Source organism: Variovorax ginsengisoli, assembly GCF_030811835.1.
Lineage (GTDB): Bacteria > Pseudomonadota > Gammaproteobacteria > Burkholderiales > Burkholderiaceae_C > Variovorax > Variovorax ginsengisoli_C.
Map to the genome: position 1 here is coordinate 76,157 of NZ_JAUSRO010000019.1, position 23,806 is coordinate 99,962.

Consider the following 23,806-nt stretch of genomic DNA (forward strand, 5'->3'; position numbering starts at 1 on the left):
ATGACTTGCCCCAGGAAATTCAACGCATGAAAATCACACGATCCTTTGCAGGCCATGGCCTGCTCGCGCTCGGCCTGTGCGGCCTGCTCGCGCTCGGACTGGTGCAACGCGCCAGCGCCAACGACGACCGACCCGGCGAAGGCGTGACCGTGCAGCCGCTCAAGAGCTCGCTGGCCGAAGAGGCCTTCCAGACGCTGCTGGTTTCGCGTGCGCTCGAAAAGCTCGGCTACACCGTCGAGCCCATGAAAGACCTGGAACCGGCCACAGAACACCTGGCCATCGCCAACGGCGACGCCACCTTCATGGCCAACCACTGGAGCCTGCTGCATGCGGACTTCTACAAGAACAGCGGTGGCGACGCCAAGCTGTATCGCCAGGGTGTGTATTCCGACAACGCTGTGCAGGGCTACCTGATCGACAAGAAGACGGCCGAGCAGTACGGCATCACCCGCATCGACCAGCTCAAGGACCCAGCCATCGCCCGGCTGTTCGACACCGACGGCGATGGCAAGGCCGACCTGACCGGCTGCAATCCAGGCTGGGGTTGCGAACTGGCCATCGAGGCGCACCTGAGCGCCTATGGCCTGCGCGACAGCGTGACCCACAAGCAGGGCAGCTATGCGGCGCTGATCGCCGACACCATCTCCCGCTTCAAGCAGGGGCAGCCCATCCTGTACTACACCTGGATGCCGTACTGGGTGAGCGCCGTGCTGCGCCCGGGCACGGACGTCGTGTGGCTTCAGGTGCCGTTCTCCGCCTCGCAAGGCAAGGATGGCAAGGTCGACACCCAGTTGCCGAACGGCCGGAACTACGGCTTCATGGCCAACCAGCAACAGATCGTCGCCAACCGGGCCTTCGTCGACAAGAACCCGGCCGCCGGCAAGCTGTTCGCAGTGATGCAACTGCCCATTGCCGACATCAACGCGCAGAACCTGCGCATGAACGAAGGTGCGAATTCGCAGCAAGATCTCGAGCGCCATACCGACGGCTGGATCCGCGCCCACCAGGCGACGTTCGACGGCTGGCTGGCCGAAGCACGCGCCGCGGCGGACCACAAGCCCTGATCAGGCGACCGGCGCGTCTTCGGGCATGGCCTGGAAGATGCGCGTGAAGTCGCAGCACGACTGCGCCAGCATGACGATCGAGGCAGTCAATGCGCTGCGATGCTCGCCCTTGTGCATGGCCACATAGGGCACGGGTGGCAGGGGTGGCCGCACATCGAGCACCGCGAGCATGCCCGCGGCGATCAGCGGCTGCAGGCACTGGCGCGGCAGATAACTCACGCCCAACCCCGACACCGTGAGCCCCGTCAGCGCGATCAGGTTGCTCACCACGATGGCGTCTGCGGGCACGACGCCCAACGCCTTCATCCACGTGTCGTAGAGCCGGCCGGTGCCCGAAGCCTGGCCCTGCACCAGCATGCGGTGGCGCGCCAGCTCGTGCAGCCGTACGCTGCCCGATGACGACAACGCGCCCGGCTTGCACATCCACGCACTTTCGACCTGCCCGATGGTCGTGCCGGGAATGCGCGCATCACCGAAGGCATCGGGCACGACGATCAGGTCGAGTTCGTCGGCCAGCAGCTTGTCGCGCAGCGGCAGGCTTCCGTCCACGTCGGGTTCCAGCGTGACCTTGGGATAGTGTTGCTGGACCAGGCCGACGAGCCGCGGCAGCCACGTCATGGCCGTGAGTTCGGTCACGCCCAGGCGAAGGCGCCGCTCGATGACTTCCGGCTTGCCGAACTGCTCGACCGCCGCATCGCGCTGCTGCAGCAGCCGGCGTGCGAGCACGAACATCTCCTCGCCCTTTTCCGTGAGCCTTGCCGTGCGTTGGCTGCGGTCGAAGAGTGCGGTGTCGAACAGCATCTCCAGCTCGTGCACCCGCTTGGAAACGGCCGACTGCGAAGTGTTGAGCTTGTGCGCTGCGGCTGCAAAGCCACCCAGTTGGCCGATCCAGTAGAGCGCCTCGAGTTGCTTGAAGGTCATCACGGTGCGTTCCTCGCCCCAGAGAGGGGATCATTGATTCGAATCACTTTAAGGAATGCAATTCGAGCACAAAAAATCGCTTTTTGAAATCTCTGCGGACTTTCAGAATCGCCGTCACCCGTTTCACCTCAACGAAAGCCTTCCCATGAACATCCGACTGCTGGCGCTTGCCCTGGGCACCGCCCTCCTCGTCTCCAACGCCATGGCGCAAGACAGCGACACGTTGCGCAAGATCAAGGAGACCGGCACGATCCAGATCGGCAGCCGCGACAGTTCCATCCCGTTCTCGTACCGGCTCAATGCCAGCGGCGAGCCGATCGGGTTTTCCAACGACATCTGTCTGAAGATCGTCGACGCGGTCAAGACCAAGCTCGGCCTGCCCAAGCTCAACGTTCAGTACACGACGCTGACTTCGACCAATCGCATCCCGCTGATACAGAACGGCACGGTCGACCTTGACTGCGCGACCACCACCAACTCCGTGGCGCGCCAGCAGCAGGTCGCCTTTGCGCCGAGCCACTTCGTCACCAACATCACGGTGGCGGTCAAGAAGAACTCGGGCATCACCTCGCTGGCCGACCTGGGTGGCAAGCCGGTAGCGACGGTGACCGGCAGCACGTCGATCCAGCTGCTGCGCAGCTTCCGCCGCAGCGAGAACGTCGACGTTCAGGAGATTTCGGGCAAGGACACGGCGGACGCCTTCCTGCTGCTGGCCAGCGACCGCGCGGTGGCCTACGTGCTCGACGACGTGCAACTCGCCGGACTGATTGCCACCGCGCCGAATCCCTCGGACTACGTGATCCTCAAGGACGTGGTGCTGCGTCAGGAGCCCTACGGCATCATGCTGCGCAAGAACGATCCGCAGTTCCAGGCGCTGGTCGACCAGACCATGATCCAGTTGATGAAGTCTGGCGAGATGGCACAGTTGTACGCCAAGTGGTTCACCCAACCGATTCCGCCGAGCGGCGTGAACCTGAATTTCCCGATGAGCGACGCCGTGCGCGACGTTTACAAGAATCCGAACAACAAGGGCGTTTGAACGCACCGACACCGCAGATGACCACAAACCATCCCCAGGGCCTGCTTTTCCCCGACGCGCTCCAGCAGGCCGTGCGCAGCCGCTTCCTCCACGTGAGCCACGACCACCGGGGGCGCGAGCGCCTGTACTTCGACAACGCAGGCGGCTCGTTCCGGCTGCGCTCGGCGCTCGAACGGCTCGCGCAGATCGATGCAATTCCCGACAACGCTGAACGCATCCACGACGTCGCCGAAGAACTGAAGACGATCCAGGCCAATGCGACGGCAGACGTCCGCACCATCCTCAATGCCGAGGGCGGCAGCGTGTACGCCGCCCTCACCGCATCGGGCGCGATGTTCGACCTGGTCCGCGCCGTGGTCGAGAACGTGCCGGGCCAGAACATGGTCACGACCGCGCTGGAGCATCCGTCGGCCTACGACGCGATGGCGCAGTACGCCCAGCGGCTGGGCCGTGAATTGCGCGTGGCCGCCAGCAACCCCGCAACCGGCGGCATCGATGTGGAGGAAATCCTCCGGCACATCGACGCCGACACCTGCCTCTTGAACGTGATCTACGCGTCGAACATCTCGGGCGCCAAGCTCGACCTGGAGGCCATCGTGCGGCGCGCGCGCGAAATCAAGCCCGACCTCTACATCCTGGTCGACGCGGTCCAGCATGCGCCGCACGGGCTCATCGACCTGCAGAAGACGCCGGTCGACGGCATCACGCTGGCACCCTACAAGTTCTTCGGCTGCCGCGGCTCGGGCATCGCCTGGCTGTCGCCGCGCGCGGCCGTGCTTCCGCACGACAAGCTCAGCGGCAAGAAGGCCGACTTCTGGGACCTCGGCAGTTCGGCACCGGGCCAGTTCGCGGTGGTCACGGAAATCGTCGACTACGTCTGCTGGCTGGGCGGTCACTTCAGCGATGTCGCCGATCGCCGCGGACTGTTCGCGGCGGGCATCACGCACATCGAGTTGCACGAACGCGCGCTGCTGTGGCGCCTGCTCGAAGGCAGCGAAGCCGCGCCCGGCCTGCGGCACATGCCCGGCGTGCAGGTGTTCCTCGACCATCCGGACCTGACCCGGCGCGACCTGATCATCGGCATCGGGTTCGACGGCATCGACCACACGCAGGCTGTGCACGACTACGCCCAGCACGGTGTGACCGTGTATGAACGCGTGGTGAGCAGCATCTATTCCCGGCGCATGCTGGAATCGCTGGGCCTGAAGGGCGCGGTGCGCATCTCGCCGCTGCACTGCCACACGCCCGCCGACATCGACCGCTTTTTGCACGTGACCCGCACGCTGGCCGCGCGCGCCGCGGGCTGAAGCGCACGGAGGTCGCTACGGTCCTTCGTCAGCGCGGTGGTGGCAGCGGATGGCCGAGCGCGCGTTGCCATTGCCAGGACAGCACACGCTGGACATTCGGACGCCCGCCGACCAGCAGGGGCGCCTCCAGTGGAACGAGGCTGCCGGCGCGCCACTGGGCCACCGCAAAGCTGAAGGTGTACGCCGGCTCCTGTCCCATCCGCAGGTCAGTGATACGCACGCGCCCTGCATCGTCTTCATCCACCTTGTAAAAGCCCTGGCTGAAAGATGCGATGCGCTGCGCGCCTTCGTCGTTGGCAATCGCGCCGGCCAGCGCCGTGCCGCGCGCGAAACGATCGAAACGCACACTCGGCGTGGCGTCCAGCAGCGAATAGAAGCCCTCGTGATAGCTGTCGCCTGACATCGCCACCACGCGCCACAGCACGCTGTTGAAGGCCGTGGGCGTGACCAGCACGCGTTCTGCGAAGATGCCTTGCGCCGCCAGCGAAGCCTGCGCCACGCGCGCCGCCTGCTGCTGCGCCACCATGCCCCAGCCCAGGTAGGCCGTGCTCAACGCCAGGCCGATGATGTTGGCTACGCGACCGCGCCGGTCCTTGTGCCATGCCAGCGCAGAGGCCGTGCCGACCAGCAGCGGCACCGTGTACAGCGGATCGATGATGAAGACACTGCCCACGCCAAACGGGTGGTCGGTCAACGGCAGCGCCAGTTGGGTGCCGTAGACCGTCAGGGTGTCGAGCAGGGGATGCGTGACCAGCGCCAGCCAGAGCGCCAGCCACCAGCGCTTCCAGGCCGGCCACTCCCCCTGCAGGCGCGCCACGGCGGCCGCAAACGGCAGCGAGAACAGGGTCAGCCAGAACAGCGCATGCGTTTGCGCACGGTGCAGCACCATGTTGCGGATCGGGTCGCCGTGGTCGATGAGCACGTCGAGGTCGGGCAACGTGCCGGCGACCGCACCCCAGAGCGCCGCTTTCCACACGGCTGTGCGCCGACCCATGACCGCCACGCCAATGGCAGCGCCCAGCGCAATTTGAGAAACGGAATCCATGGGCCGCTATTCTGCGGGCCGCGCAATGGCCTGCCGCGAGCAAGGTCCATCACCTTCGCGATCACCATTTGCACCATTCAGGAAACAGACAAGCACGCAAACCGGTGTGGTTCTTTGACAGGGGAAATCTAAGATGCGGGGCACAACGCCCCCCTTGTTTCAGCCCTTCAGGAGTTCCTCATGAGCCACATTGCCATCATCGGCGCCACCGGACGCGCCGGTGGCCGCCTTCTCGAAGAAGCCTTGCGCCGCGGCCATACCGTCACAGCCATCTCCCGCCATGCCAGTGCCAAGCTGGCCGGCCGCGCCCATGTGAAACCGCTCGACGTCGACGTGCTGGACAGCGCCGCACTCGAGAAGGCCGTGGCCGGCCACGACGCCGTGTTCAGCGCCGCCCATTTCTCGACCGTTCCGTTCGCTGCGATCGTCGAGCCGGTCAAGCGCGCCGGCGTGAAACGCCTGCTGGTCGTCGGCGGCGCGGGCAGCCTGTTCGCAGCCCCCGGCGTGAAAGTGATCGACACGCCGGACTTTCCTGACGCCTACAAGGCAGAGGCTTCGGCCGGCAGCGCGTTCCTGGATGCGCTGCGCGACGAGACGGATCTGAACTGGACATTCCTGTCCCCGTCAGCGGAGTTCGTCGAAGGCAAGCGCACCGGGCAGTTCCGCCTGGGCAAGGACGACCTGTTGGTGAGCGCGCAAGGCCGCAGCTGGATCACGTTCGAAGATTTCGCGATCGCGTTCATCGAAGAACTTGAAAAGCCTGCCCACCCGCGCCAGCGCTACACCATCGGGTACTGACGCTCACCCCGGCCTCAGCGGCCGGTCATGTTCTCCGGCACCACCCACTGGTCGAACTGCTCGGCCGTGAGGTGGCCCGAAGCGATCGCGGCTTCACGCAGGCTGCTGCCTTCCTTGTGCGCCTTCTTGGCAATGTAGGCCGACTTGTCGTAACCGATGTGCGTATTCAGCGCTGTCACCAGCATCAGTGAGCGCTGCACCAGTTCGGCGATGCGTTCGCGGTTCGGTTCGATGCCCACGGCGCAGTGGTCGTTGAAGCTCACCATGCCGTCGGCCAGCAGGCGCACGCTCTGCAGGAAGTTGTGCGCCACCATCGGGCGGAACACGTTGAGTTCGAAGTTGCCCGAAGCGCCGCCGAAGTTGATGGCCACGTCGTTGCCGAACACCTGCGCGGCCAGCATCGTGACGGCCTCGCTCTGCGTCGGATTCACCTTGCCCGGCATGATGGACGAGCCGGGTTCGTTCTCCGGAATGCTCAATTCGCCGATGCCGCTGCGCGGGCCGCTGGCGAGCCAGCGCACGTCGTTGGCGATCTTCATCATGCTGGCGGCCAGCGTCTTGAGCGCGCCATGCGCGTGCACCAGCGCATCGACCGAGGCCAGCGCCTCGAACTTGTTGGGCGCCGTGACGAAGGGCAGCCCGGTCAGGCGCGCCAACTCGGCGGCCGACTGTTCGGCATAGCCCTTGGGCGCGTTCAGGCCCGTGCCCACCGCCGTGCCACCCAGCGCCAGTTCGCACAGGTGCGGCAATGCAGCGCGGACGTGGCGCTCGCCATGATCGAGTTGGGCGACGTAGCCAGAGAACTCCTGGCCCAGCGTGAGGGGCGTGGCGTCCTGCAGATGGGTGCGGCCGATCTTCACGATGCCATCGAAGTCCTGCGCCTTCTGCGCCAGCGTGCCGCGCAGCTTGGCGATGGCCGGCAGGAGCCGGTGCGTGAGCGCCTGCACCGCAGCCACGTGCATCGCCGTCGGGAACACGTCGTTGCTCGACTGGCTGCGATTGACGTCGTCGTTGGGGTGTACGACACGCGCCTCGCCACGCTCGCCGCCGAGCAACTCGCTCGCACGGTTGGCCAACACCTCGTTGACGTTCATGTTGGTCTGCGTGCCGGAACCCGTCTGCCACACGACCAGCGGGAACTCGCCCGGGTGCTTGCCGGCGATGACCTCGTCGGCCGCGGCCACGATGGCGTTCGTCTTCTTCTCGTCCTGCAGGCCGAGCGCGTGGTTGACCACGGCCGAAGCACGCTTGACCTGGGCCAGCGCGGTGATGATCTCGGCGGGCTGCTTTTCGCCGGAGATGTCGAAGTTCTGCAGCGAGCGCTGCGTTTGCGCCCCCCACAGCTTGTCGGCTGGCACTTCGATAGGGCCGAAGGTGTCGCGCTCGACACGGATGTTCTGGCTGGTCGTCATGGAAAAAGCTCCGCTGTCAAAATAGGGGGCCTGCACAATTCGAAAAATGCGCAGCAAATCCTGACAGCATAGCCCCAAACGAGAATGGCTCGCATGTGCGAGCAATCCAACCCTACGATGAACGCCATGACCACCACCATCCAGCAGGACGACCTGATCGAGTCGGTCGCTGCCGCCTTGCAGTACATCAGCTACTACCACCCGACCGACTACATCGCGCACCTCGCCAAGGCCTACGAACGCGAGCAGAGCCCGGCGGCGAAGGATGCGATCGCGCAGATCCTCACCAACAGCAAGATGAGCGCGACCGGCCAGCGCCCGATCTGCCAGGACACCGGCATCGTCAACGTGTTTCTCAAGGTCGGCATGGACGTGCGTTGGGGCGGCTTCACCGGCAGCCTGGATGACGCCATCAACGAAGGCGTGCGCCGTGGGTACAACCACCCGGACAACACGCTGCGCGCCTCGGTCGTGGCCGACCCGCAGTTCGACCGCAAGAACACCAAGGACAACACGCCCGCGGTGATCTTCACCGAGATCGTGCCGGGCGATAAGCTGGAAGTGACGGTCGCGGCCAAGGGCGGCGGCAGCGAAAACAAGAGCAAGCTGGTCATGCTCAACCCCGGCGACAGCGTGGTCGACTGGGTCTTGAAGACCGTGCCGACCATGGGTGCCGGCTGGTGCCCGCCCGGCATGCTGGGCATCGGCATCGGCGGCACCGCCGAGAAGGCCGCGCTGATGGCCAAGGAAAGCCTGATGGACGACCTGGACATGCACGAGCTGCAGACCAAGAAGGCCTCGGGCGCCGAGCTGAGCAAGGTCGAGGCGCTGCGCATCGAGCTCTACGAAAAGGTGAACGCGCTGGGCATCGGCGCGCAGGGCCTGGGTGGCCTATCGACCGTGCTCGACATCAAGATCAAGATGTACCCGACGCATGCGGCCAGCAAGCCGGTCGCGATGATCCCGAACTGCGCGGCCACCCGCCATGCGCACTTCACGATGGACGGCAGCGGCGCGGTGTACCTCACGCCGCCCTCGCTTGACCTGTGGCCCGATGTCGATTGGGCGCCCGACTACAACAAGAGCAAGAAGGTCGACCTGAACGCCCTCACGCCCGAGGAAGTGGCGAGCTGGAAGCCCGGCGACACGCTGCTGCTCAACGGCAAGATGCTCACCGGCCGCGACGCCGCGCACAAGCGCATCGCCGACATGCTGCTCAAGGGCGAGAAGCTGCCGGTGGACTTCACCAACCGCGTCATCTACTACGTTGGCCCGGTCGATCCGGTCAAGGGCGAAGCGGTCGGCCCGGCCGGCCCCACCACCGCCACCCGCATGGACGGCTTCACCGAAATGATGCTGGCCCAGACCGGCCTGATCGCAATGATCGGCAAGGCCGAGCGTGGCCCGACCGGCATCGAGGCCATCAAGAAACACAAGAGCGCATACCTCATGGCCGTCGGCGGCGCCGCCTACCTGGTGAGCAAGGCGATCAAGACCGCCAAGGTGGTGGGCTTCGCGGACCTGGGCATGGAAGCCATCTACGAATTCGACGTGGTCGACATGCCGGTGACGGTGGCGGTCGACGCCGGTGGCACCAGCGCGCACATCACCGGCCCGGCCGAGTGGCAGAAGCGCATCGCCTCGGGCGAGTTCAAGACCATTCCCGTGGCAACGGCTTGAACCTCGGCGCCGCGCGTCATCAGCCGGTCGGCGTGTTCGACAGCGGCGTCGGCGGACTCAGCGTGCTGAACGCGCTGCGCGCCGCCCTGCCGTACGAGCGCTTCGTCTATTTCGCGGATGCCGCCCACGCGCCGTACGGCGAACGCGACGATGCCTTCGTCGCGCAGCGCACGCAGGCCGTGGCGCACGACCTGCGCGACACCCATGGCATCAAGGCGCTGGTGGTGGCCTGCAACACCGCCACGGCAGCCGCCATCCACCTGCTTCGCGCAGACCATCCGGGGTTTCCGCTGGTCGGGCTGGAGCCCGCGCTCAAGCCGGCGGTGGCCCTCAGCCGAACCCGACAGGTCGCCGTTCTTGCCACCCGCGGCACGGTGACCAGCCGCAAATTCCAGGCCTTGCGCGACGCACTCGCCGGGCAGGTCCATTTCCACGCCGTCGCCTGCGACGGGCTGGCCACGGCCATCGAGCAGGCCGACAGCGCACAGATCGCCCGCCTGTGCGAACGCTATGTGCGCAAGGCGGGCGACTTCGGCACCGCCGCCGGGCAGATCGACACCCTCGTGTTGGGCTGTACCCATTACCCGCTGGTGGCCGACGAGTTCCGGCGCCATACCGGTGTGTCGGTGGGCTTCCTCGATACCGGCGTGCCTGTCGCGCAGCAGACGCGCCGCCTGCTGGCCGCCGCCGATCTGCTGGCCGACGACGCGCAGGCCGGCGACGTCCGGCTGACGGGCAGCGGCGATGTGGCCGCGCTCGAAGCCGCAGCCGCCCGCTGGCTCTCACGACAGGCCGGGTTCACGGAGGCCACAGCCTGGACTGCCGGTCCGGAATCGGCATGAAACGCCTGGTGGCCACCTTCGCGCTCGCCGCCACCTGCCTGGCCAGTCACGCCGCCTGCGACACCGGGCTGGCCGAACGCCTGCACGCCAAGCTGCACCCGGATCGCAGGCTCGACCATGAACTGGCCTTGTGTGAGCCCTGGCGCGGCGTGCTGGGGCGTTACATCGTGGTGCTGCCGTTGCCGCGCGCTTCGTCGCAGCAGGAGCTCTCGACCTTCGATCTCGACGTGCTGGTGGTCCAGCAGGCAGACAACGGCAACACCGACCGCGCGCGCATCGTCAGCCGGTTGTATGAGCCGTCGGCGCTGACCGAAGACGCCATCCGCGTGTCGGAGATCAAGCTGGATTCGGCGAGGTACATGCTCGGCAAGGACGAGCGCGCGTTCGGCTTGCGCATCACGCACCGCGGCGCATCGCGCACCAACCCTTATGAAAGCGAACGGCTGAGCTTGTATGTGCCGCAGGGACCGCGCCTGTTGCGCCTGCTGCGCGGCTTCGAAGTGACGCTCGAACGCGGCGAATGGGACGCCAGCTGCGCAGGCAGTTTCGAGACGGTGCGCAGCGGACTGACAGTGCTGCGCAGCGAAAGCCACGGCTATGCCGACCTGCAGGTGCGCCAGACCCGCTCGGTGAGCCAATCGAGCACACAGGGCGACGAGTGCGTGACGCGCGAGCAGCCCGCCACGTTTCGCACGGCCACACTGCAGTTCGAGGGCAGCGTCTACAGCGTGCCCCGCGGCTTCACGGCCGACTGACCACGCCCCACCCCGAGGGGCAAAGGCGCGACAGGGCCGCCTCAGTGCAGGTGGCGCGGACGGCGGCCGCCGCCATGGCCGCCGGCACCCGGACCGCCAGCGCCACCGCTGCCGCGCGGCCGCTTGCCGAGTTCCAGCGAGTTCACCAGCGCATCGAAGCGCTCGCCGAACAGCTTGTCGATCTCGGCAACCACGCCGCCGAGTTCGGCGCCATCGAAATGGCGCTCCATGAGGTTGACCACGTCCTCGACCAGCAAGTCGCGCTGCACCTGCATGATCGCCGCCGGGTTCGGGCCGACGAACATCATCAGGAAGTCGTCACGCGACTCTTCCTCGGGGTCACCCTCTTCCTCGTCGAAGTCGGTGTCGTAGAACGTAATCTCGAGGGCCGCGCCCTGCTCGGCGAGTTCGTTGAGGGCCATGCACATTTCGTCGAGCGCCTGGCGGAAATCTTCGTCGCCAGGCACCGTCCAGCACATCTGGAGCATGTGCTCTTTCTGCTCGAAACGGATGCCGGGTTCTTCTTCATAGGCGCTGGTGGCGCCGTCGGCCAGCGAGCGAGCGCCCGCATAGGCCCAGAGCGGCTTGAGCGCTTCCTGGATCTGCGCGAAGTTCACGTCCGAACGCAGCGGCACGTCGCCATGCACATGAATTTCGAATGGAGCGTTGTAGCGAGGCATGTCTGTGCTCCTTGTTGATTGCGGGGTGCCCGGCTGTGGCACCTTCCGTCTGCCTGTGGAGGCGCCGCGGATTCTAGGTCCGTGGCAGCTGAGCATGAATTATGCCGCCGCCAATGACATCGCTGCCAGCGCCGCTATGCCCCAGGGTGGATCAGGATTCGTAGAACAGGTGGTGCCGCGTTTCTGTTTTGTTGAGCCAGCGGCGCAGCCACCGCAGCGAAGTGTCGCTCACCCCGTTCCAGCGCATGCCGCAGCGCCAGCGGCCTTCGGCGCTCAGCGTGCAATGCATGATTTCCGGGGCCGGCAGCTCGATGCAGTACGTATCGACGAGCAGACGGAGCTCGCTGCCGTCGTAGGTGCCCAGCGGCAGCGGTTCAGGCAAGGTGAAGCCGATGCCGGTTTCACTGATGTCGATGATGTGCGGCGCCACGTTCAGGCCGTCGAGGTGCACCGGATCGCGGCTGCCAATCTTGATGCGGCGGGTGTCACGCGACTGCTGGCACACCACCTTGTCGGGCATGCGGGCATTCCAGTACTGGGCGCTGCCATAAGTGCCGTCCAATGTCACCGCAAAGAGCATGACGCCATCGTCGGTGGGCACCGAGAGGTTGATCGTCTCGCCCGGAGCGACGAAAGGCATTGAATCACAGACGATGTAGAGCGAATCCTGGTTGGCACCGACCAGCTTGGCCTCGGCCACCGAAACGCCATCGGGCGACCGCACCCGCAAGGCGCTGCTGAGCTTGGCGAGCTTGCTCATCATGTCGCGGATCACCTCGGCCTGCTCGATGGGCCCGGCCGGCGGCGACGCCGTCATGTCGGGCATGGTCAGCGCTGCCGCGGATCGGCGCCGGATCAGGGCGGCGAAGAGGTCGATCCACGTTTTCATGGGCCAGGGGTGTCCATCTCGTTGTGCACGCAGCGTGCAGGTTGTTTGCGAGATTGAACACGAGTGGACACGCCCAGGTGTCACGGGAATGCAAAACCTGCCAGCCCGTGGCGCGAGCCGGCCTCCTCCAGCAGCAGCCTCAGCCGGCGTTGCTGCCTTCGTCCTCGGCCGGCCAGTCGCGGATGTAGGCCTTGAGCATCTTGTTCTCGAAGTTCTGGCTGTCGACCACCGCCTTGGCCACATCGTAGAAGCTGATCACGCCCATGAGCATGCGCTTGTCCATGACCGGCATGTAGCGCGCGTGGCGCTGCAGCATGATGCGGCGGATTTCGTCGAGGTCGGTCTCGCCGGTGCAGGTCACGGGCGCGTCGTCCATGGCCTTGCGGACCAGCGTGGTGCCCACCGTGCCGCCATTGGCCACGATGGTGACGATGACTTCGCGGAAGGTGAGCATGCCCACGAGGTCGCCGTGTTCCATCACGACCAGCGAGCCGATGTCCTTTTCGGCCATGGCTTTCACCGCCACGGCCAGCGGTTCGTCAGGCGTGACCGTGTAGAGCGTGTTGCCCTTGACGCGCAGGATGTCGCTGACTTTCATGATGGTGCTCCTCTGTGACTCGGCTGGCTCGTGGTTCGCGTTTGAATATAGCCCATGTCGCTCACAATGCGCCATCGGCCCGCGCGCGGCGGTGGCGGAGATACCGTCGCCTGCGCGCCGGGACGCCGAGAAATTCATCAAGGAGAGACATGCCTGGCTATTCCGACCCCGGTTTCGACACCCTCGCCCTGCACGCGGGCGCCGCGCCCGACCCAACGACCGGCGCGCGCGCCGTGCCGATCCACCTCACCACGTCCTTCGTCTTCGAGTCGAGCGACCACGCCGCCGCCCTGTTCAACCTGGAACGCGCCGGCCACGTCTACAGCCGCATCAGCAACCCGACCAACGCGGTGCTGGAACAGCGCGTGGCGGCGCTCGAAGGCGGCATCGGTGCCATTGCCACCGCCAGCGGACAGGCTGCGCTGCACCTGAGCGTGGCCACGCTGATGGGCGCCGGCTCGCACATCGTGGCGAGCACCGCGCTCTACGGCGGTTCGCAGAACCTGCTGCACTACACGATGCGGCGCTTCGGCATCGAGACGACCTTCGTCAAGCCGAACGACCTGGACGGCTGGAAGGCCGCGATCCGGCCGAACACCAAGCTGCTGTTCGGCGAAACCGTGGGCAACCCGGGCCTCGATGTGCTCGACATCCCGTCGGTGAGCGACATCGCGCATGCGGCCGGCGTGCCGCTGCTGGTCGATTCGACGCTGACCTCGCCCTACCTGATCAAGCCCTTCGACCATGGTGCCGACCTGGTCTACCACTCGGCCACCAAATTCCTGAGCGGCCATGGCACGGTGATCGGTGGCGTGGTGGTCGACGGCGGCAGCTTCGACTGGGAGAAATCCGGCAAATTCGCCGAGCTGAGCCAGGCCTATGACGGTTTCCACAACATGGTGTTCAGCGAGGAAAGCACGGTCGGCGCCTTCCTGCTGCGTGCGCGTCGCGAAGGCCTGCGCGACTTTGGTGCGTCGATGAGCCCGCACACGGCGTGGCTGATCCTGCAGGGCATCGAGACGTTGCCCCTGCGCATGGAGCGCCACATCGACAACACGCAGAAGGTGGTGGAGTTCCTGGCCGCGCACCCCTTCGTGTCGCGGGTGGGCCATCCGCTGATCGAATCGCACCCGAGCCATGCGCTGGCCGGCAAGTTGCTGCGTCACGGCGCGCGCGGCGCCGGCGCGGTGTTCAGCTTCGACATCAAGGGCAGCCGCGAGCAGGGCAAGAAGTTCATCGAGGCGCTCAAGCTCTTCAGCCACCTGGCCAACGTAGGCGACTGCCGCAGCCTGGTGATCCATCCGGCCAGCACCACGCACTTCCGCATGACGGACGAGGCGCTGGCGGGCGCGGGCATCGGCCAGGGGACGATCCGGCTGTCGATCGGGCTGGAAGATCCGGCGGATTTGATCGATGACCTGAAGCGGGCGTTGAAGGCCGCTGAAAAATGAGCAAACCCCCAGGCTTGCCCACTTCGTGTGGCAGCGCCCACCCCCTTGCAGGGGGCAACACCCACGGCCCGGCAGAGCCGGTTCCGCGGTGTTTCTGGAATAAGAGGAGCGAGACATTGTGATTTTTCAAATCAACGGCCATACCACCTACGCCTACACCGGCGGCAAGCCGCTCGATGCGGCCAAGCCGACCATGGTCTTCATCCACGGCGTGCTCAACGACCACAGCGTGTGGATCCTGCAGAGCCGCTGGTTCGCCAACCACGGCTGGAACATGCTGGCAGTCGACCTGCCCGGCCACTGCCGCAGCGCCGGAAAGCCGCCGGCCACCGTCGAAGAGGCCGCGGATTTCGTCGTGGCGCTGCTCGACGCAGCCGGCGTTCAGAAGGCCGCGCTGGTCGGCCACAGCTTCGGCTCGCTGATCGCGCTGGAGACGGCCGCCCGCGCGCCAGAGCGCGTGTCGCACCTGGCGATGGTTGGCACGGCCTACCCGATGGCAGTGTCGCCGGCGCTGCTCGACAGCGCGCTGAACGCGCCGATGAAGGCCATCGACATGGTCAACGCCTTCTCGCATTCAATGCTGGCGCCGCCGCCCTCCTCGCTTGGCCCCGGCACCTGGCTCTATGGCGGCTCGCGCGCGCTCATGCGACGTGTCCTGGCGAGCAACCGGGAGGTCAACGTGTTCCACGTCGGGTTCAAAGCCTGCAACGACTATGCCCATGGCGAAGCAGCCATGGCAGCCGTTGCCGCCCAGGGCTGCCCCGTGCTGTTCCTGCTCGGCGCCGTCGACCAGATGACGCCGCCGCGCGCCACCCGCACGCTGACCGCGCAGGCGCCCGCGGCCCAGGTGGTCACCGTGCAGGCTGGCCACGCACTGATGAGCGAGGCCCCGGACGCAGTGCTGTTCGCCCTGGCCGATTTCACGGGAACGCCGCGCTGAAGCGGCGGGGACACCGGTGCTGCGCGCTCAGGCGCCGGTGGTGTCCGGGGCTCCGGGGGTCAGCGCGAAGGTGTCCGGGCGAGCAGCCAGCGCGGACAACAGGGTCATGACCTCGGCCGTGGCCGCCTGCGCCGCACCGCGCTCGTCGGGCAAGGCGGCGAGCATGCGCGCGAGCGTGTCCGCATGGGGCAACAGGGGGCCCAGGAAATGCGTGCCGGATGCGCTCGCGATCAGCAGCGTCGGAAAGGTCTCCACGTCGAAGTCGTCCGCCAGTTCGGCGTGGTCCTCGACGTCGACCCATGCAAAGCGCAGCGACGGGTGGGTGCGCGCCACCTGCTCGAACACGCCCCGGTACTCGCGGCATGCACCGCACCACTCGGCGCACAGACAGACCACCCAGGTGGACGCATCGGCACCGGAATTCGAAGGGGCGAAGGACAAGGCACTCATGGCGTGTCGCGATTATCCGCCGCGCGCGGCGATCGCGCCTGCACCGAACGGCGAGGTCGACACGGCCTGCGGCAGCGCATCGCGCAGCAGCAGCGCGGCCAGCGGGCCCCGGTGCCAGACGGCATCGACGGCGTCTGCGTGTGGCAGCAGGAGTTCGGCCACCAGCGGGGCCAGCGACGTGGTGTCGGGGTCGGCCAGCAACACGTAGCGGGCTTCCTGGCCGGGCAGCGCCTCGGCGAGCGGCGCGATCCAGTCGAGCGCGACCAGCGCATCAATCACCGGCACCAGCTGCAACGCGTCGATGCGCATCTGCTGGACGAGTTCGTTGCGGCTCAGCCCGCGCGTGGGCGCACCACGCGCCACATGCAGCAACTGCAGGGCCTCGACCGCGAGCTGGAAGCACCAGCCCGGCGTCCCGCCGCGCCGCGCCACACCGGCCATCAGGCTGGGCAGGTAGGCCGCGATGACCGCGCCCAACAGCACGATGACCCAGGCCACATAGATCCATACCAGCAGGATCGGAACGGTGGCAAAGGCACCGTAAAGCACCGAATAGGTGGGCACGAGGCTCAGGTAGTAGCCCAGCGCGCGCTTGGCGATCTCGATGGCGGCCGCGACGAACAGGCCGCCGGCCCACGCGTGCGCCCATTTCACCGCTGTATTGGGCACGTAGTGGTACAGCGAAGCCATGCCGGCGGCCAGCAGCACGAATTCGAAGGTGTCGAACAGCAGCTTGAGCGCGACGCCGCCCTCGCCGCCGACCACTTCGCGCGAGGCTGAAAATACGTAGGAGGTCGTGCTCAGGCTCACCGCAAGGATCAGTGGCCCCAGGGTAATCGCCGCCCAATAAATGAGCACGCGCTGCGCGAACGGCCGCGGCTTGGGGACGCGCCAGATATTGTTGAGCGTCTTGTCGATGGTCAGGATGAGCGCGATGGCCGTCACCAGCAGCACCACCAGGCCCGCGATGCCCAGGCCGCTGGCCTTGCTTGCGAACTGGTTCAGGTAGCCCAGCACCTGGCGCGCGATATTGTCGGGAATGAGGCTCTCGATCAGCCAGCGCTGCAGTCGGCCCTGCATCTTGGCAAACATCGGGAAGACCGTGAAAAGGGCCAGTGCCAGCGTGAAGAAAGGCACCATCGCGATGGTGGTGGTGAAGGTCAGGCTGCTGGCGGTCAGGCCCAGCCGGTCGGCGCGAAAACGTTCGCCCAGCACCGCCGCGGTGTTGCGCCACGGAAAACGCGAAAGATCCCTCCACAATTCTTGACGATTCATGGGGCCTTATCATAGGGATCGCGGGGATCCCACCCCAGCGGCCCATGGGCGCACGGCGCGGTCGGCCGCGCAGCGCCCCTCTCCATGAAATCCGATCCGCACCCCTCCTCATTCTCCGTTGCCGCCACGCGCTGGCTTGCCGTCGGCAGCCTGGTGGGGCTGATCGTGCTCGGGCTGGCCTGGGAAATGTGGCTCGCCCCACTGCGCCCGGGTGGCTCCTGGCTGGCGCTCAAGGTGCTGCCGCTGGTCGTGCCGCTGGCCGGCCTGATGAAAAACCGCATGTACACCTACCGATGGGTCAGCCTGATGGTCTGGCTCTACTTCACCGAAGGCGTGGTCCGGGCCTGGAGCGACACCAGCGGCGTGAGCCAGTTGCTCGCGTTGGCCGAGGTGCTGCTGTGCCTGACGCTCTTCACGGCATGCGCGCTGCATGTCAGGCTGCGGCTGCGCCGTGCTGCCACGCCACGCCCCCTGCAGATTCCCGTTCCATGACTCTTACCATGACTGCATTGATCGACCAACTGCGCACCATCGTCGGTGACGCCCATGTCCTGACCGAGGGCGACCTCACGGCCTGGGAACAGGACTGGCGCAAACGCGTGCGCGGCAAGGCGCTGGCCGTGGTGCGCCCGGGTGACACCGCTCAGGTGGCCGCGGTGGTGAAAGCCTGCGCGGCCGCAGGCACGGCCATCGTCGCGCAAGGCGGCAACACCGGCCTGGCCGTCGGCTCGACGCCCGATGCGAGCGGCACACAGATCGTGCTGAGCCTGCAGCGCATGAACGCCATCCGCACCATCGATGCGGCCAACCTCACGGTCACGGTGGAGGCTGGCTGCATCCTGCAGACCTTGCAGGAACAGGCCGAGAAGGCCGGTTTCCTGTTCCCGCTGAGCCTGGCAGCCGAAGGCAGCTGCACCATCGGCGGCAACCTGGCGACCAACGCAGGCGGCACGCAGGTCGTGCGCTACGGCAACACGCGCGATCTGTGCCTGGGCCTCGAGGTTGTCACACCGCAGGGCGAGATCTGGGAAGGCACCAGCGGCCTGCGCAAGGACAACACCGGCTACGACCTGCGCGACCTGCTCATCGGCAGCGAAGGCACGCTGGGCATCATCACCGCCGCGACGATGAAGCTCTACCCAATGCCGGTCGCCCAGCTCACCGCCTGGGCGGCGCTGCCGTCGCTGGACCACGCCGTCACACTGCTCGGCCTGGCGCACAAGCACCTCGGCGCGGGCCTCACCGGCTTCGAGGTGATGGGCCAGTTCGCGCTGAGCCTGGTCGGCAAGCACATGCCGCAGTTGCGCGTGCCCTTCCTCGGCGATGCGGCAGCGCCTTACTGCGCACTGCTGGAGATTTCCGACAACGAATCCGAAGACCATGCGCGCGCGCGCTTCGAGGCGCTGCTCGAAACCGCCTTCGAGGACGGCTGCGTGACCGACGCGGTGGTGGCCGAGAACCTCACGCAGGCCCACCAGCTCTGGCACATCCGCGAAAGCATCCCGCTGGCACAGGCCGAGGAAGGCCTGAACATCAAGCACGACATCTCGATCGGGGTGTCGCGCATCCCGGCTTTCGTGGCCGAGACCGACGCATTGCTGCAACGCGAGATCCCCGGCGTGCGGCTGGTGAACTTCGGCCACCTGGGCGACGGCAACCTGCACTACAACGTCCAGGCCCCGGCCGAAGGCGACGCCAAGGCCTTCCTGCGCGACGAGGAAGAGCGCGTCAACACGCTGGTGTACGACGCGGTCGAGAAATTCGGCGGCTCCTTCTCGGCCGAGCACGGCGTGGGCGAACTCAAGGTACACAAGCTCGAGAAGCACAAGTCCCCCGTGGCGCTGGGCATGATGCGCGCCATCAAGCGCGGGCTGGACCCGCAGAACATCATGAATCCGGGGCGGGTACTGCGGGCGTGAATGCAGATTTTCATGCGCGTAAAATATGCGCATCCATCTTGCTCAAGGAATTTGCGATGCTTCGTTTCGACAACGCACCAAAGAAGGCGACTAACCTCTCGCTCAACAGCAAGGTGCTGGAAATCGCGCGCGAACTGGGCATGAACGTGTCGCAGACGGTCGATGCCTTGCTGGCCAAGGAAGTCGAGCGACGCTATTGGGAAGGATGGAACGAGCGCAACAAGGAAGCGATCGAGGCCTACAACGCACGCATTCGCCGCGACGGCGTTTGGGGCGCCAAGTACCGCACCTTCGCGGGCAGTCTGGGGGACGGGCGCCAAACGCCTGATCTCAAGTCCGACACCAAGCCCGAAACCGCCAAACGCAAGGTCGCCTGAACCGATGGCGCGCTTCGACGTCTACGCCAATCCGGACAAATCCGAGCACCGCCACACACCCTTCGTGCTGGACGTGCAGAACGACCACATCGACGGCGTGGAGACACGCATCGTCATTCCGTTGCGCGACGCACGTGTGCATGGCCAATGCCTTGAGCGCGTACATCCCGCTTTCCGCATCAACGAGCGCGACGTGGTGCTCGACACGCCGACCATGGCCACCTTTCCGCGAGATTGGCTGCGGTCGCCGGTGAGCAGCCTCAAAGCGCAGCAACAGGCCGTGCAAGATGCGCTCGACGCCGTGTTCGGCGCCTACTGAATTTCAACCCATGACCGATCGTCCCATCCGCACCCCCTACGAAGACTTCATGCGCCACGTCGACACGCATGGCGTGTTCAAGGCCGACCGCACCGGCACGGGCACCCGAAGCGTCTTCGGCCACCAGATGCGCTTCGACCTGAACGAAGGCTTTCCGCTGGTGACGACGAAGAAGGTGCATGTGCGCTCCATCATCCAGGAGCTTCTGTGGTTTCTCACCGGCTCCAGCGACAACAACTGGCTGCGCGAGCGCGGCGTGACGATCTGGGACGAATGGGCGCGTGAAGACGGCGACCTGGGCCCCGTCTACGGCGTGCAGTGGCGCAGCTGGCCGACGCCCGACGGCGGCCACATCGACCAGATCGCCGAGGTCATCAAGACGCTCAAGACCAACCCCGATTCGCGCCGCATCATCGTGAGCGCGTGGAACGTGGCCGAGCTGTCGAAGATGGCGCTGATGCCGTGCCACGCCTTCTTCCAGTTCTACGTGGCACCACCGCAGGCGGCGGGCGAGCGCGGCAGGCTCAGCTGCCAGCTCTACCAGCGCAGCGCCGACATCTTCCTGGGTGTGCCCTTCAACATCGCGAGCTACGCGCTGCTCACGCACATGGTGGCGCAGCAGTGCGACCTGGACGTCGGCGACTTCATCTGGACCGGCGGCGACTGCCACATCTACAGCAACCACGCCGAGCAGGTCGCGCTGCAACTGAGCCGCGAGCCACGGCCGTACCCCACGCTGCGCATCCTGCGCAAGCCGGACTCGATCTTCGACTACCAGTACGAAGACTTCGCGTTCGACGGCTACGACCCGCATCCCGCCATCAAGGCACCGGTGGCGGTCTGACCAGGAGCCGATCACCATGCGCCTGAACCTGATCTACGCCCGCGCCGCCAACGGCGTGATCGGCAAGGACAATGCCCTGCCCTGGCACTTGCCGGAAGACATGGCGCACTTCAAACGCATGACGGCAGGCTACCCGGTCATCATGGGGCGCAAGACCTGGGATTCGCTTCCGCCAAGATTCCGGCCGCTGCCAGGGCGGCGCAACATCGTGGTGACGCGCCAGGCCGACTGGCAGGCCGATGGGGCCGAGCGCACGGGCAGCCTGCCCGAGGCGATCGCCCTGTGTGCCGACGATGCGGAGGTCTGGGTCATCGGTGGCGCGCAGATCTATGCCGAAGCCGCACCGCTCGCCCGTCGCGCCGTTGTCACAGAAATCGCGCAGGATTTCGACGGCGATGCGCACGCACCTGCGCTCGACAACGGCTGGCACGAGCGCACACGCGAATCGGGCGTGTCGAGCAACGGCCTGCCCTTCAGCTTCGTCACGCTCGAGCGCGCCTGAGCGCTCAGCGCCATTGCGCCCCACATTCACTACAACAAAGCGCCCCATGTCCGACCACGGCTTTCACGTCCACGGCCCCCACGACCACGAACTCGAACATGCGGCGCAAGGCGAGCATGGCGGGACCGCGCACCACGGCATCGGTGGCAAGAGCATGACCAACCAAATCGCTGTCTGCACCGCGGTCATCGCCACGGTCGGCGCGCTGTTCTCGTACATGGGCGGGGCCACGCAGGCGACGGCCGCGCTGGACAAGAACAACGCCGCCATCAAGAAGACTGAAGCGTCGAACCAGTGGAATTACTTCCAGGCCAAGAGCACCAAGCAGGCGCTCACGGAGTTCGCGCGCGACATGGCGCCCGACGGCCGCAAGGCCGCGCTCCAGGCGAAGGTCGAACGCTACGAAAAGGAGAAAGCCGATATCCAGGTCGCTGCACAGAAGCTGGAAGACGAAGCCACGGCATGGGACCATGAATCCGAAGCGCAGATGCATCAGCACCATCGCTGGGCCCAGGCCACCACCGTGCTTCAGGTGTCGATCGCGCTGGCCGCCATCGCGCTGCTGACGCGCAAGAAGTGGCTGGAATACGGCATGCTGGCCGTTGCCGGCGCGGGCCTGCTCGTGGGTGCGGCCGCGGCCTTTCATCTCTGAGGGCGCATCCAGGAGACACCATGACCATCCAAAAGCTCCTCGGCATCGATCTGCCGATCATCCAGGCGCCGATGGCCGGTGTGCAGGGCAGCGCCATGGCCGTCGCGGTGTCGAATGCGGGCGGGCTGGGCTCGCTGCCGTGCGCCATGCTCACGCCCGATGCGCTGCGCAGCGAACTGCAGACGATCACCGCGCAGACCACGCGGCCTTACAACGTCAACTTCTTTTGTCACGTGCCGCCGGTACCCGACGCGACGCGCGAGGCCGCCTGGCGCACCGCGCTCGCGCCCTACTACGCGGAATTCGGTATCGACCCGGCCAGCGTGCCGGCGGGTGGCGGACGAACGCCTTTCAATGCCGAGGCCGCCGACCTGCTCGAGACCTTCAAGCCGCCGGTGGTGAGCTTTCATTTCGGCCTGCCGTCGCCCGCACTCCTGGCACGCGTGAAGGCCTGGGGCGCCAAGGTCCTGTCGTCGGCCACCACCGTGGCCGAAGCACGCTGGCTCGAAGCCCATGGCGCCGACGCAATCATTGCGCAGGGCCTGGAGGCCGGTGGTCACCGAGGCATGTTCCTCAGCGAGGATCTCACCACGCAGTCGGGCACGATGGCATTGCTGCCGCAGGTGGTGCGCGCCGTGCGTGTGCCGGTGATTGCCGCCGGCGGTATAGCCGATGCGCGAGGCGTTCGGGCCGCGCTTGCACTGGGCGCTGCGGGCGTGCAGGTCGGCACCAGCTACCTGCTTTGCCCCGAGGCCACGACCACCGCACTGCATCGCGCCGCTTTGCAAAGCGATCGCACCGAACACACGATGCTCACCACGCTGCTCACGGGCCGGCCCGCGCGCGGCATGGCGAATCGGCTGATGCGAGAACTCGGTCCACTGAACGACGCCGCACCCGCCTTTCCGCTGGCCGGCGCGGCCACGCTCCCGTTGAAGACAGCCGCGGAACAGCAAGGCCGGGACGATTTCTCGACGCTGTGGTCAGGCCAGAACGCGAGTGGCTGCCAGGACATTCCGGCGGCCGAGCTCACCCGCGCGTTGGCTGGCGTGTCGCCCACCTGAACGGTCTGGTCGATTTTCCGGCCAACGCCGGGGCACAGGGCACACGGACGCAGGTGCCCTCTGCGTCTCAGGGTGGCATCGCCCGCACGAAATCGACGAAGGCGCGCAGCGGCGCCGGCAGGTTCTGTCGACCCGAGAAGTAGAGGAACGGCCCGGAGAAGCTCGGCCACCACGGTTCGAGCACCGGTTCCAGTTCGCCACGATCGATGTAGGGCCGCAGCCAGTCCTCGAAGAGATAGATGATTCCGCTGCCCGCCACCGCGGCGTCGACGGCGAGGTCGACGGTCGCGCCCAGGCCGACGATCAGCGCCCCCTTCGTGTCGACCTTGACCGATTCGCCGTCCCGCTCGAAGTCCCACGCTGGCATCGCACCGCTTGCGAAGCGCCCGCGCAGGCAGTCGTGGTCGAGCAGTTCGCGCGGATGCGAGAGGCGTCCTCGGCGATCGAGGTATGCCGGTGATGCCGCAGCCGCGAAGCGCTGCACGCGCGGGCCGATGGGCACGGCGACCATGTCCTGCTCGAGCCGCTCTTCATAGCGAATTCCCGCGTCGGCGCCTTCGGCCAGCACGTCGACGAAGCGGTCTTCCGCGATCACCTCAAGGCAGATGTCCGGGTACTTCGCGAGGAAGGGTGGCACGATGCGCGGCAACACGAGCCGTGAGGCGCTCACCGGCACATTGAGCCGCAGGCGGCCCGCCGGCCGGTCGCGAAAGCCGTTGACCACGTCGAGCGCCGCGTGCACCTCGCCGAGCGCGGGCGCGAGCCGCTCCAGCAGGCGCGCACCGGCATCGGTCGGTGTCACGCTGCGCGTGGTGCGATGCAACAGCCGAACGCCCAGCCGGTTCTCAAGCCGACGGACCGCGTCGCTCAGGCGCGATGCGCTGGTGCCGGCCACGCGCGCGGCGTTGCGAAACCCGCCCTCGCGGGCGACGGCCAGGAAGGCGGTGAGGTCTGCCAGATCGTCCATGGACTGTCCTGATTTC

General features: G+C 66.5%; 26 protein-coding genes. 17 read left to right on the top strand and 9 right to left on the bottom strand.

Going from position 1 to position 23,806, the window contains the following annotated elements:
• Nucleotides 1-26 precede the first annotated feature (26 nt).
• Nucleotides 27-1,064, top strand: coding sequence for a glycine betaine/L-proline ABC transporter substrate-binding protein ProX (gene proX / locus J2W36_RS24000; protein WP_307692296.1), 1,038 nt, complete (start codon nucleotides 27-29; stop codon nucleotides 1,062-1,064).
• On the opposite strand, the gene J2W36_RS24005 is transcribed toward proX, so the two are convergent.
• Nucleotides 1,065-1,985, bottom strand: a complete 921-nt coding sequence (locus J2W36_RS24005; protein WP_307692334.1) for a LysR family transcriptional regulator — start codon at nucleotides 1,983-1,985, stop codon at nucleotides 1,065-1,067. It abuts the gene before it with no gap.
• Nucleotides 1,986-2,130: 145 nt separating this feature from the next.
• Here J2W36_RS24005 and J2W36_RS24010 point away from each other — a divergent pair, with 145 nt between their 5' ends.
• A complete protein-coding gene (locus J2W36_RS24010) occupies nucleotides 2,131-3,024 on the top strand; it encodes a transporter substrate-binding domain-containing protein (protein ID WP_307692297.1) in 894 nt (297 codons plus the stop codon).
• A 17-nt stretch (nucleotides 3,025-3,041) separates the two neighbouring features.
• A complete protein-coding gene (locus tag J2W36_RS24015) occupies nucleotides 3,042-4,331 on the top strand; it encodes an aminotransferase class V-fold PLP-dependent enzyme (RefSeq protein ID WP_307692298.1) in 1,290 nt (429 codons plus the stop codon).
• Nucleotides 4,332-4,359: 28 nt separating this feature from the next.
• On the opposite strand, the gene J2W36_RS24020 is transcribed toward J2W36_RS24015, so the two are convergent.
• Nucleotides 4,360-5,376, bottom strand: a complete 1,017-nt coding sequence (locus J2W36_RS24020; RefSeq protein ID WP_307692299.1) for a metal-dependent hydrolase — start codon at nucleotides 5,374-5,376, stop codon at nucleotides 4,360-4,362.
• Nucleotides 5,377-5,556: 180 nt separating this feature from the next.
• Here J2W36_RS24020 and J2W36_RS24025 point away from each other — a divergent pair, with 180 nt between their 5' ends.
• The gene (locus tag J2W36_RS24025; protein ID WP_307692300.1) at nucleotides 5,557-6,174 is read left to right on the top strand and encodes an NAD(P)-dependent oxidoreductase; all 618 of its coding nucleotides are present in this window, start codon (nucleotides 5,557-5,559) and stop codon (nucleotides 6,172-6,174) included.
• Nucleotides 6,175-6,188: 14 nt separating this feature from the next.
• On the opposite strand, the gene fumC is transcribed toward J2W36_RS24025, so the two are convergent.
• Complete coding sequence (gene fumC, locus J2W36_RS24030) at nucleotides 6,189-7,586, bottom strand: class II fumarate hydratase (RefSeq protein WP_307692301.1); 1,398 nt, start codon at nucleotides 7,584-7,586, stop codon at nucleotides 6,189-6,191.
• Nucleotides 7,587-7,712: 126 nt separating this feature from the next.
• Here fumC and J2W36_RS24035 point away from each other — a divergent pair, with 126 nt between their 5' ends.
• From J2W36_RS24035 to J2W36_RS24045, 3 genes are read left to right on the top strand one after another with little or no spacing between them, the layout of a single operon-like run.
• A complete protein-coding gene (locus J2W36_RS24035) occupies nucleotides 7,713-9,266 on the top strand; it encodes a fumarate hydratase (RefSeq protein ID WP_307692302.1) in 1,554 nt (517 codons plus the stop codon).
• Nucleotides 9,263-10,108, top strand: a complete 846-nt coding sequence (gene murI, locus J2W36_RS24040) for a glutamate racemase (RefSeq protein ID WP_307692303.1) — start codon at nucleotides 9,263-9,265, stop codon at nucleotides 10,106-10,108. The genes J2W36_RS24035 and murI overlap by 4 nt, the downstream gene beginning before the upstream one ends.
• Nucleotides 10,105-10,863 (top strand): PA3715 family protein, encoded by a 759-nt coding sequence (locus J2W36_RS24045; protein WP_307692304.1) that lies wholly within the window; start codon nucleotides 10,105-10,107, stop codon nucleotides 10,861-10,863. The genes murI and J2W36_RS24045 overlap by 4 nt, the downstream gene beginning before the upstream one ends.
• A gap of 41 nt (nucleotides 10,864-10,904) precedes the next feature.
• Here J2W36_RS24045 and J2W36_RS24050 read toward each other — a convergent pair whose 3' ends face one another.
• The 3 genes from J2W36_RS24050 to J2W36_RS24060 form a co-directional block, all read right to left on the bottom strand.
• A complete protein-coding gene (locus J2W36_RS24050; protein ID WP_307692305.1) occupies nucleotides 10,905-11,543 on the bottom strand; it encodes a DUF6806 family protein in 639 nt (212 codons plus the stop codon).
• A gap of 151 nt (nucleotides 11,544-11,694) precedes the next feature.
• On the bottom strand, nucleotides 11,695-12,432 hold the full coding sequence (locus J2W36_RS24055; protein ID WP_307692306.1) for a PilZ domain-containing protein: 738 nt from the start codon (nucleotides 12,430-12,432) through the stop codon (nucleotides 11,695-11,697).
• A gap of 139 nt (nucleotides 12,433-12,571) precedes the next feature.
• On the bottom strand, nucleotides 12,572-13,030 hold the full coding sequence (locus tag J2W36_RS24060) for a CBS domain-containing protein (protein ID WP_307692307.1): 459 nt from the start codon (nucleotides 13,028-13,030) through the stop codon (nucleotides 12,572-12,574).
• 149 nt (nucleotides 13,031-13,179) lie between these two features.
• Between J2W36_RS24060 and J2W36_RS24065 the strand changes: the two genes are divergently transcribed.
• Both J2W36_RS24065 and J2W36_RS24070 read left to right on the top strand, forming a co-directional pair.
• On the top strand, nucleotides 13,180-14,481 hold the full coding sequence (locus J2W36_RS24065) for an O-acetylhomoserine aminocarboxypropyltransferase (protein ID WP_307692308.1): 1,302 nt from the start codon (nucleotides 13,180-13,182) through the stop codon (nucleotides 14,479-14,481).
• 118 nt (nucleotides 14,482-14,599) lie between these two features.
• Nucleotides 14,600-15,421, top strand: a complete 822-nt coding sequence (locus J2W36_RS24070; RefSeq protein ID WP_307692309.1) for an alpha/beta fold hydrolase — start codon at nucleotides 14,600-14,602, stop codon at nucleotides 15,419-15,421.
• A 27-nt stretch (nucleotides 15,422-15,448) separates the two neighbouring features.
• On the opposite strand, the gene J2W36_RS24075 is transcribed toward J2W36_RS24070, so the two are convergent.
• Together J2W36_RS24075 and J2W36_RS24080 are read right to left on the bottom strand one after the other, a co-directional pair.
• Complete coding sequence (locus J2W36_RS24075) at nucleotides 15,449-15,871, bottom strand: thioredoxin family protein (RefSeq protein WP_307692310.1); 423 nt, start codon at nucleotides 15,869-15,871, stop codon at nucleotides 15,449-15,451.
• A gap of 12 nt (nucleotides 15,872-15,883) precedes the next feature.
• Nucleotides 15,884-17,146, bottom strand: a complete 1,263-nt coding sequence (locus tag J2W36_RS24080; RefSeq protein ID WP_307692311.1) for a YihY family inner membrane protein — start codon at nucleotides 17,144-17,146, stop codon at nucleotides 15,884-15,886.
• Between the two features lie 84 nt (nucleotides 17,147-17,230).
• Between J2W36_RS24080 and J2W36_RS24085 the strand changes: the two genes are divergently transcribed.
• Genes J2W36_RS24085 through J2W36_RS24120 form a run of 8 tightly spaced genes read left to right on the top strand, consistent with a single transcriptional unit; the run spans nucleotide 17,231 to nucleotide 22,823 of the window.
• Nucleotides 17,231-17,638, top strand: a complete 408-nt coding sequence (locus J2W36_RS24085; RefSeq protein ID WP_307692312.1) for a DUF2069 domain-containing protein — start codon at nucleotides 17,231-17,233, stop codon at nucleotides 17,636-17,638.
• Nucleotides 17,639-17,646: 8 nt separating this feature from the next.
• Entirely contained in the window at nucleotides 17,647-19,065 is a 1,419-nt protein-coding gene (locus tag J2W36_RS24090; RefSeq protein ID WP_307692313.1) for an FAD-binding oxidoreductase, read from the top strand.
• A gap of 56 nt (nucleotides 19,066-19,121) precedes the next feature.
• Nucleotides 19,122-19,442: a type II toxin-antitoxin system CcdA family antitoxin gene (locus J2W36_RS24095; protein ID WP_307692314.1), complete on the top strand. Its 321-nt coding sequence runs from the start codon at nucleotides 19,122-19,124 to the stop codon at nucleotides 19,440-19,442.
• Nucleotides 19,443-19,446: 4 nt separating this feature from the next.
• A complete protein-coding gene (locus J2W36_RS24100; protein ID WP_307692315.1) occupies nucleotides 19,447-19,761 on the top strand; it encodes a CcdB family protein in 315 nt (104 codons plus the stop codon).
• Between the two features lie 10 nt (nucleotides 19,762-19,771).
• The gene (locus J2W36_RS24105; protein ID WP_307692316.1) at nucleotides 19,772-20,605 is read left to right on the top strand and encodes a thymidylate synthase; all 834 of its coding nucleotides are present in this window, start codon (nucleotides 19,772-19,774) and stop codon (nucleotides 20,603-20,605) included.
• A gap of 16 nt (nucleotides 20,606-20,621) precedes the next feature.
• A complete protein-coding gene (locus tag J2W36_RS24110) occupies nucleotides 20,622-21,107 on the top strand; it encodes a dihydrofolate reductase (RefSeq protein ID WP_307692317.1) in 486 nt (161 codons plus the stop codon).
• Nucleotides 21,108-21,153: 46 nt separating this feature from the next.
• Nucleotides 21,154-21,759, top strand: coding sequence for a DUF4337 domain-containing protein (locus tag J2W36_RS24115; protein ID WP_307692318.1), 606 nt, complete (start codon nucleotides 21,154-21,156; stop codon nucleotides 21,757-21,759).
• Between the two features lie 20 nt (nucleotides 21,760-21,779).
• The gene (locus tag J2W36_RS24120; protein WP_307692319.1) at nucleotides 21,780-22,823 is read left to right on the top strand and encodes an NAD(P)H-dependent flavin oxidoreductase; all 1,044 of its coding nucleotides are present in this window, start codon (nucleotides 21,780-21,782) and stop codon (nucleotides 22,821-22,823) included.
• Between the two features lie 67 nt (nucleotides 22,824-22,890).
• Here the strand turns inward: J2W36_RS24120 and J2W36_RS24125 are convergent, their stop codons facing one another.
• Complete coding sequence (locus tag J2W36_RS24125; protein ID WP_307692320.1) at nucleotides 22,891-23,790, bottom strand: LysR family transcriptional regulator; 900 nt, start codon at nucleotides 23,788-23,790, stop codon at nucleotides 22,891-22,893.
• Nucleotides 23,791-23,806: the final 16 nt, after the last annotated feature.

Coding starts and splice junctions, on each gene's coding strand:
- proX (WP_307692296.1), top strand. CDS start 27: ATGAAAATCACACGATCCTTTGCAGGCCATGGCCTGCTCGCGCTCGGC.
- J2W36_RS24005 (WP_307692334.1), bottom strand. CDS start 1,985: ATGACCTTCAAGCAACTCGAGGCGCTCTACTGGATCGGCCAACTGGGT.
- J2W36_RS24010 (WP_307692297.1), top strand. CDS start 2,131: ATGAACATCCGACTGCTGGCGCTTGCCCTGGGCACCGCCCTCCTCGTC.
- J2W36_RS24015 (WP_307692298.1), top strand. CDS start 3,042: ATGACCACAAACCATCCCCAGGGCCTGCTTTTCCCCGACGCGCTCCAG.
- J2W36_RS24020 (WP_307692299.1), bottom strand. CDS start 5,376: ATGGATTCCGTTTCTCAAATTGCGCTGGGCGCTGCCATTGGCGTGGCG.
- J2W36_RS24025 (WP_307692300.1), top strand. CDS start 5,557: ATGAGCCACATTGCCATCATCGGCGCCACCGGACGCGCCGGTGGCCGC.
- fumC (WP_307692301.1), bottom strand. CDS start 7,586: ATGACGACCAGCCAGAACATCCGTGTCGAGCGCGACACCTTCGGCCCT.
- J2W36_RS24035 (WP_307692302.1), top strand. CDS start 7,713: ATGACCACCACCATCCAGCAGGACGACCTGATCGAGTCGGTCGCTGCC.
- J2W36_RS24045 (WP_307692304.1), top strand. CDS start 10,105: ATGAAACGCCTGGTGGCCACCTTCGCGCTCGCCGCCACCTGCCTGGCC.
- J2W36_RS24050 (WP_307692305.1), bottom strand. CDS start 11,543: ATGCCTCGCTACAACGCTCCATTCGAAATTCATGTGCATGGCGACGTG.
- J2W36_RS24055 (WP_307692306.1), bottom strand. CDS start 12,432: ATGAAAACGTGGATCGACCTCTTCGCCGCCCTGATCCGGCGCCGATCC.
- J2W36_RS24060 (WP_307692307.1), bottom strand. CDS start 13,030: ATGAAAGTCAGCGACATCCTGCGCGTCAAGGGCAACACGCTCTACACG.
- J2W36_RS24065 (WP_307692308.1), top strand. CDS start 13,180: ATGCCTGGCTATTCCGACCCCGGTTTCGACACCCTCGCCCTGCACGCG.
- J2W36_RS24075 (WP_307692310.1), bottom strand. CDS start 15,871: ATGAGTGCCTTGTCCTTCGCCCCTTCGAATTCCGGTGCCGATGCGTCC.
- J2W36_RS24080 (WP_307692311.1), bottom strand. CDS start 17,146: ATGAATCGTCAAGAATTGTGGAGGGATCTTTCGCGTTTTCCGTGGCGC.
- J2W36_RS24085 (WP_307692312.1), top strand. CDS start 17,231: ATGAAATCCGATCCGCACCCCTCCTCATTCTCCGTTGCCGCCACGCGC.
- J2W36_RS24090 (WP_307692313.1), top strand. CDS start 17,647: ATGACTGCATTGATCGACCAACTGCGCACCATCGTCGGTGACGCCCAT.
- J2W36_RS24095 (WP_307692314.1), top strand. CDS start 19,122: ATGCTTCGTTTCGACAACGCACCAAAGAAGGCGACTAACCTCTCGCTC.
- J2W36_RS24100 (WP_307692315.1), top strand. CDS start 19,447: ATGGCGCGCTTCGACGTCTACGCCAATCCGGACAAATCCGAGCACCGC.
- J2W36_RS24105 (WP_307692316.1), top strand. CDS start 19,772: ATGACCGATCGTCCCATCCGCACCCCCTACGAAGACTTCATGCGCCAC.
- J2W36_RS24110 (WP_307692317.1), top strand. CDS start 20,622: ATGCGCCTGAACCTGATCTACGCCCGCGCCGCCAACGGCGTGATCGGC.
- J2W36_RS24115 (WP_307692318.1), top strand. CDS start 21,154: ATGTCCGACCACGGCTTTCACGTCCACGGCCCCCACGACCACGAACTC.
- J2W36_RS24120 (WP_307692319.1), top strand. CDS start 21,780: ATGACCATCCAAAAGCTCCTCGGCATCGATCTGCCGATCATCCAGGCG.
- J2W36_RS24125 (WP_307692320.1), bottom strand. CDS start 23,790: ATGGACGATCTGGCAGACCTCACCGCCTTCCTGGCCGTCGCCCGCGAG.